The 7,593-nt window shown below is 32.9% G+C and carries 5 protein-coding genes; 3 read left to right on the plus strand and 2 right to left on the minus strand.

The window, feature by feature from the left end; all coding sequences use genetic code 11:
• The first annotated feature begins 52 nt into the window (after window positions 1-52).
• The 3 genes from RT445_RS04135 to ltaS all read left to right on the plus strand — a co-directional run bounded on the left by RT445_RS04135 (window position 53) and on the right by ltaS (window position 4,641).
• The gene (locus tag RT445_RS04135) at window positions 53-1,351 is read left to right on the plus strand and encodes a sensor histidine kinase (protein ID WP_274793989.1); all 1,299 of its coding nucleotides are present in this window, start codon (window positions 53-55) and stop codon (window positions 1,349-1,351) included.
• Window positions 1,352-1,360: 9 nt separating this feature from the next.
• Complete coding sequence (locus RT445_RS04140) at window positions 1,361-2,104, plus strand: LytR/AlgR family response regulator transcription factor (RefSeq protein ID WP_274793988.1); 744 nt, start codon at window positions 1,361-1,363, stop codon at window positions 2,102-2,104.
• A 575-nt stretch (window positions 2,105-2,679) separates the two neighbouring features.
• Window positions 2,680-4,641, plus strand: coding sequence for a lipoteichoic acid synthase (ltaS, locus tag RT445_RS04145; RefSeq protein ID WP_313469768.1), 1,962 nt, complete (start codon window positions 2,680-2,682; stop codon window positions 4,639-4,641).
• Between the two features lie 774 nt (window positions 4,642-5,415).
• Here the strand turns inward: ltaS and RT445_RS23665 are convergent.
• Both RT445_RS23665 and RT445_RS04155 read right to left on the minus strand, forming a co-directional pair.
• Complete coding sequence (locus RT445_RS23665; protein WP_396631778.1) at window positions 5,416-5,631, minus strand: YjcZ family sporulation protein; 216 nt, start codon at window positions 5,629-5,631, stop codon at window positions 5,416-5,418.
• A gap of 187 nt (window positions 5,632-5,818) precedes the next feature.
• Window positions 5,819-7,303, minus strand: coding sequence for a serine hydrolase domain-containing protein (locus tag RT445_RS04155; RefSeq protein ID WP_312507372.1), 1,485 nt, complete (start codon window positions 7,301-7,303; stop codon window positions 5,819-5,821).
• Window positions 7,304-7,593: the final 290 nt, after the last annotated feature.

Raw genomic sequence — 7,593 nt, forward strand, 5'->3', positions numbered from 1 at the left:
TATAGTATAATATATAGTGAAAGTTTACTATATAGAAATGAGGGGTCAGTGATTGACTATATTAGCATTCATACAAGTAGCAATTTATTGTATTTTGGTAAGCTTTGTTTTAGGTAAACGTTTCTTTCAAAAGGAAAATATTATTGCAGTCATCTTATTTAGTTTAATGATGGCCTGGCTATATCCTTATTTAGACATTTTTGGTTCATTATTAATATTTGCATTTGTTCTAGCTATTTTAAAGCATACCTATCGAAAATGGATACCTGCATTGTACGACGCATCAATTTTATTGATTGCTATGATTCTGATTGATCATTTAACAACTTTTATTATGGGAAAAGTCTTAGAGATTAGTACTGTTTCAGAATCAAATGAAACCATTTTTCCGGTGATATTACTTCATCAATTTATTACCCTAATTACTGGGCTTATCTTTATAACTTTTTGGAAAAGATTGAATATTCGGATTTTTGAAAAGGATGAGAATGACAGGAATTTACAGCGTATTTTAGCTTTCCTGGGGCTTTTTACATATGTGATTTATTTTACAATGATTGTGTATGTAAGATTAACGGGAAACCAAAATACGCTGGTATTGATGAATACCATGTACTTATTTATCTATTTTGCTATTTTTGCTGTCAGCTTGTCGTTTCTAGTATATACCTTCAGAAAGCAGTTTGAGATGAGGGAAAAAGAAATTGAACTAAACAGTATACAAATGTACACGGAACAGCTGGAAAAAAACTATTATGAAATGCGAACTTTTCGCCATGATTACATCAATATCCTGTCTTCTATGTCTGAATACATCACCAATCGTGATATGACAGCTTTAGAGAGCTATTTTAATGACAATATAATGCGTGTCAGTCAAGAGATTCGTGACAATGATTTTAAGATGAGGGGTTTGTCTCAAATTAAAATTCCTGAAGTAAAAGGTTTGGTATCCTCCAAATTGATTACTGCACAGGAAAAGGGGATAGATGTGGTTTTTGAATGTCCTAACGAAATACATGATCTGAATATGGATAGTGTACTGCTGTGCCGCTGTATCGGAATTATTTTAGACAATGCAATTGAAGCAGCAGAAGAAGTAGAAAAGGGGATGGTTCGAGTTGGATTTGTAGAACTTGAACAATCAGTATCCTTTGTGGTTTGGAATACGTTTAGAGATACTGGGCATAAGCTCTTTCAATATTTTGAAAAAGGTTTCTCAACAAAAGGAGAAAATCGAGGGTTGGGGCTGAATAGTCTGAAGAAAATGGTAGATCAAGAAAATAAGACACGGTTGGATACAGTGATAGAGGATAATTATTTTAAGCAGGAAATTGTAATTTTAAAGTGAGGGATCAAGATGATTGATGTTTTTATCTGTGAAGATCAAAAGGAACAAAGAGAAAGGATAGCCAGGTATGTCTCTAATTATATTATGATTGAAAACCTTGATATGCAACTGGTTCTAACAACCGCAAATCCAGAAGAAGTATTAACGTATATAAAAGAGAGCAATCGATCAGGTTTATATTTTCTTGATATCGACTTGAATCATGAGATGAATGGCATCACACTTGGCGCGGAAATCAGAAAAATTGATCCAACAGGTGATATTGTTTTTGTCACTACTCACTCCGAACTTACTTATTTAAATTTCATTTATAAGGTAGCCGCGATGGATTTTATTATTAAAGATGATGTTAATTCTATACAGAGCAAAGTTGTTAGCTGTTTGAAGGTGGCAAATGAAAGAAAGCAAGTAACAAACAGGACTTCTAATAAAAAATTTGTTCAGAGAATTGCAGATAAAATTATTAGTGTCAATTATGATGATATCATGTTTTTTGAATCCTCCCCATTACATAAAGTTGTTTTACATTTGGACAATCGCCAAGTAGAGTTCTATGGGAAGTTGAAAGATGTAGAGAAAGAGTATGAAGGCTTCATTCGTTGCCATAATTCTTTCGTAGTGAATATTGACAATATACAGGAAGTTGACTTTAAGAACAAAGAAATTCTAATGAAAAATGGGGAAATTTGCTATGGGTCTGCTCGAATGATTAAAGCTGTACAAAAAAAATTAGAAATGAATGATAGCGAATAAGAAATAGTGTAGAGACTCAATAAGAGCCACAAAAATTCTCTGCATGGATTTCTAGCAAAGCCATATAGCAACAATGGTTGTATGGCTTTTTGTTTTTATAAATAAGTTTAGCAGAAAAATTTGTCCATATTTAAGTGAGTAAATGATCAAAATATACATGAGCATCCAGTAAATAGATATACATAGGCTAGGATAAATAAATTAGTTGATCATGCAATAAATTTCAACTTTCTACAAAAAAAGTGTGCACAGCAATGAAACAATTGCATGCTTGAACTGAAAGGAGATAAAAAGAATATGATAGTTAATATTGCCCGGTAAATAATAGTCAACAGGCTAACATTTGCAGGGTATTTTTTATGATGATATTTACAGTAACTAGAAATTTTTATACTAATTGTCTTTAGTGCTAGTTAACAACTTGACAGATTTCTAAATGGGGAGTACCATACATTAGCTACTAAAAAAAGTTATTGTGAAGTAACATTTTTCTAATGCAATGCATTACAATACTTATAGTCTACGTTCATATACAACTAGATTTTTAATTTAATAAGTAGAAGGTAGGTGTAGTAATGAAAAATCTAGTAAGTAAAAAAGATGACCTATTCAACAACTTTTTAGGAATATATTTTATAGCTGTTTTAATGTTATGGATTAAAACATATATCACTCAAATAACACAATTTGAACTAGGTGTAGAAGGAGCTCTTCAACAATTCCTTTTACTATTAAACCCACTAGGATCAGCCATGCTGTTTCTAGGATTTTCGTTTTTATTTAAAGGAAAAAGAAAATATTCATCTTTAGTAATAGTTTATACTTTGATGTCTATTCTTTTATATGCCAATATTGTTTATTACCGATTTTTTAGTGATTTCATTACATTACCAACAATTTTCCAAACACAGAACTTTGGCGATTTAGGTGGTAGTGTTCTTTCTTTACTTAAGCCTTATGATATCTTGTTCTTTGTGGATGTTCTTGTCATGTTCTATCTACGTTTCTCAAGAAAAATACAAAAAGAAACTGAACGTGTAGGGTATAAAAAAGCAACGGCAATTATTGCATTAGCATTAGCAGTATCCATTGTAAATTTAGGCCTAGCTGAAACTAGTCGTCCACAATTGTTAACACGAGGTTTTGATAGAAACTATATTGTGAAGTATTTAGGGATGTATAACTATACGATTTATGATTCAGTAGAAACTATGAAAGCTTCTTCACAGAGAGCTTTGGCAGATAGTAGTGATACGACAGAAGTAATTAATTATACAAAATCTAATTACGCCAAACCTAATGCAGACTATTTTGGTGCAGCAAAAGGCATGAACGTTATCTATTTACATTTAGAATCGTTCCAAAACTTTCTTATTAACTATAAATTAAACGGTGAGGAAGTTACACCATTTTTAAACTCATTAACAAAAGATAAGAATACAATGTATTTTGATAATTTCTTCCATCAAACAGGTCAGGGTAAAACTTCAGATGCTGAATTTATGCTAGAAAATTCTTTATTTGGGTTACCACAAGGGTCTGCTTATATTACAAAAGCACAAAATACGTACCAGGCTGCTCCAAGCATTTTAAAAGATCATGGTTATACATCAGCTGTATTCCATGGGAATAACGGAAGCTTCTGGAACCGAAATGTGATTTATAAGTCCTTTGGATACGAGCATTTCTTTGATGCAAGTTATTATAATACTGGTTCTTCAGGTGATATGGCTGAATATGGTTTGTTAGATAAACCGTTCTTTGAACAATCACAAAGTCTTTTAAGTTCGTTACCACAACCTTTTTATACAAAATTAATTACAGTAGGTAACCATTATCCGTATAAAATGAGTCAAGATTTAGTAACGATTGATAAAGCGAATACTGGCGATGCAAGTGTTGATAATTATTTCCAAACAGCACGCTATGCAGATGAAGCAATCAAACAGGTCTTCAATCAATTAAAAGAGTCGGGCCTATATGATAATTCGATGATTGTTCTTTATGGTGACCATTACGGTATTTCAGATAATCATAATAGAGCAATGGAGCAAGTGATTGGCAAAGAAATTACACCTTATGAAAGTGCTAATTTGCAACGCGTACCATTATTTATCCATGTTCCAGGAATGCAAGGTGGAACTAACCATACTTATGGTGGCCAAATAGATCTTCTTCCAACGTTATTGCATTTACTAGGAATTGATACGCAAAATTTCATTCAATTTGGTTCTGATTTATTATCAGAAGAGCATGATGAAATCGTACCATTCAGAAATGGAGATTTTGTTAGTCCTACGATTTATTCAATTAATGAAAAATTTTATGATAATAAAACAGGTTTGCCTCTAGATGATAGTCAATTAGACTTTGCTAAGTCGATGAAAAACGAAGTAGATCATAAACTAAAATTATCGGATCAAGTCGTCAATGGTGACTTATTGAGATTCTATACACCAACAGGGTATACACCTGTAGATCCATCAAAGTATAATTACTCTAAAGACACTAAGAACACGACTGTAGAATCTAATTAATTGATTTTTAATGGGCAGTTTAAGAAAATATGGTGGATATTCAAAAGTTTAAGTAACTTATGATATCTTACCGTTTTCTTGAATTGCCTTTTTGTATGGGCTGTTTTGGAAAGAAGATAAAAAGGTGTTCTCTCTAACAGCTGTTTGCATAAGTTTATATGGTATTTATGATGGCTCGTGATACAGCAATTTGATGCATTTATTTACTATATAAAAAAACAGTAGGATGCTGTCCATTCAAAATTCACTCCTTGAAAAATAAAAAACACTCAAAATCTTATGAATACAAGTTTTTGAGTGTTTTTTGTGTAAAACAATTAAAATAAGAGATCACAGCATCCAAGTTCAAGAAAAAAATTAAATGACCTCTCCAATAAATCTTCCCACCCCTCTTAACAACCAATAAATTAATCTGAATGGGAATAAAAACAATTCAGGTATCAAAAATAGTACGTTAATAAATAATTCTACTAGAGGGGACTTTTTATAACTCTTTCTGTTTCTTCTCGTTTTCTTTTTCCTTTTTTGCCACCATTCGATCATGGAACTCATCCCCTTTTTCAATAATAGTTACTAACTTTACTTAAGTATATTTACGTTTCAAAGTTGTAGTTCGTTTCATTTTCTGACGATTTTGTTGAAATAAACATATGGTTTTAAGCTACTAGGGGAGACGGGCTGAAAGTAAATTTTATAAATAAAAAGGGTCACCTGACAGCGACCCTTTTGCGTTAGAATATGAGATTTCTTACCAGTAATGAAAGATGCTAAAAATTAATATTCTTTATCTACGAATGTTGCGCCTACAATAATGAGCAGAATAAATAGTACAACAATTAATACGAATGGTGAACTATTATTCTTACCATAGTCCATGCAATAACCACCGCCATACTCGTTACCATAGCCTCCACCATAACTTCCAGCATAGCCATGACCATAGCCGCCGTAACAACAATTATAATTGCCTGCATTTCCGTAGTATCCCATAAAGACCTCTCCTTTCTTCAATTTATTGTATGTCAAGACGTTGAAAGGAGAGGGGGTTTTCGTCTAGTCGATGATTCTATATTGGACAAAAGAAAACCGATCAAGAATGGCAATGGTGAATGGTAGCACAGATGAACTGATGTAGACCATACTCCATAATGGAAGCTTTCCTTTAAAATAAATCTTCTTAGATATTCTTTTTAGTAACAGTGAGTGATAAACCTAATAATAAATATAGGGAGCTTGCCATAATGGTACTATACAATAATACCGTGATAGAAGTAGGTGCCCAAACTTTTATAAATGTCCAATTTAAGCCGACAATATTTGGGACTATAAATATAGCTGCCATTAGCAAAGCAACAATTACTATATGGACAGAAATAAGGAAAATTCTCTTATAATTTAATGTTGCGACCTCACGTTGTTTTTTATAAAATCTTTGTGCAATTTTAAATAATAGATAACAGAATATTATACTGATTACGATGACGAAGGCACTTATAATAGTTACGATTTTATCTAGTTTTTGATAGCTACTAACATGTTGTCCTTGAACCGTTTTACCTTCCCATATATCCATGACACCTTGTCCAATCGCTGTCGTAAAGCTTGTATTCATATTGGCTAAAATAGCTACGCCTATTTGTTCATCAGGTTGCATGATGAAGTACGAGGTAAAGGTTGGGTTTTCACCAGCATGGTAAATGTATGGCTTTTTATCCTTCTCCACAATGGCCCAACCGTTTGCATAATAAGTATTGGTATCAAAAGGCTCCACTGTTTGATCTGGAGTATGTGATTCTTGTATTACATGGTTACTGATAGAATAGATGCTACTGTTCCCTAACTGTAATTTTAACCATCTCGCTATATCATTGGCGTTACTGATGACATAGCCTGCAGGGATATTGCCGCGATAGACAGGTGGTATGTATGGCTGTTCTTTCATCAGACCTATTTTATAACCAGAAGCCATTTTTGAAGAATGTACCTGGTGAATTCCTACAAAAGATTCATTCATACCAATTGGCTGTAAAATTTTTTGTTGGATATACCGATCAAATGGCTGTTTTGAAACTTGTTCAATTACTAATCCTAAGACATCATAATTAATTGTTGCATATTCAAAAGAACTACCTGGTTTACGATTTAGCTGTTGGTCCAGTAATGTTTTGACCGTTAGCTCAAGGGCGTTATCAGCCGTACTTTCTGGAATCCGAGTAATTGAATTTGAGGGAATTCCGCTGGTATGTGACAATAACTGCTGAATGGTAATAACCTGTTCCTCGCCATTAAAGGTTAATGTTAACCACGGGATATACTTTCGAACATCATCTGATCGTTTTAACAAACCTTGCTTTTCTAATTGTAAAATAGCAAGCCCTGTAAATGCTTTAGATGTGGACCCTAGCTCAAAAAGGGTATCAGATGTGACAGGCGTTTTTGTTTCTGTATCAGCAAAGCCAAAGCTCTTTTGATATACGGTTTCGCCCTTATCAACAATGATGACTGAAAGACCTGGGATTTTACTAATGTTTTGTTGTTCCTCAATAAATTGGTCAATTTTATGAATGGTATCCCTCGATGTTGCCTGTACTACTTCGGGTATGAAAGTAAAAAATACGAACATTACAGCCATCATCACGAATTTTTTTATGAACATTGTCATGTAGATTTTCTCCTTAAGATGTAATTTGTTTGTTTCAACATGGATTACTATAACAAGCAAATTATGGTCAAACCATCGATTAACATGACTATTTAAGGGATAACATGACAATTTCGTCACATCAAAAAGAGCTGCTCCTATATCAATAGGAGAGCCCTTAAAAATTTATTGAGTTAGCTCTGGTTCTGGAAGTACAACTTGCCCATTTATTGTTAGTTTAGATGCTGAGATTAGGATGTCTCTATTAGCTTCATAATAAGGATCTAAAATTTTGTAGAAGGCCTCCCATT

The organism is Lysinibacillus sp., assembly GCF_032093475.1.
In the GTDB taxonomy this organism is placed as follows: Bacteria; Bacillota; Bacilli; order Bacillales_A; family Planococcaceae; genus Lysinibacillus; species Lysinibacillus irui.

What these genes read in the sequence shown, in the direction of transcription:
- ltaS (WP_313469768.1), top strand. Translation starts at nt 2,680, where the DNA reads ATGAAAAATCTAGTAAGTAAAAAAGATGACCTATTCAACAACTTTTTA.
- RT445_RS04155 (WP_312507372.1), bottom strand. Translation starts at nt 7,303, where the DNA reads ATGACAATGTTCATAAAAAAATTCGTGATGATGGCTGTAATGTTCGTA.
- RT445_RS23665 (WP_396631778.1), bottom strand. Translation starts at nt 5,631, where the DNA reads ATGGGATACTACGGAAATGCAGGCAATTATAATTGTTGTTACGGCGGC.
- RT445_RS04140 (WP_274793988.1), top strand. Translation starts at nt 1,361, where the DNA reads ATGATTGATGTTTTTATCTGTGAAGATCAAAAGGAACAAAGAGAAAGG.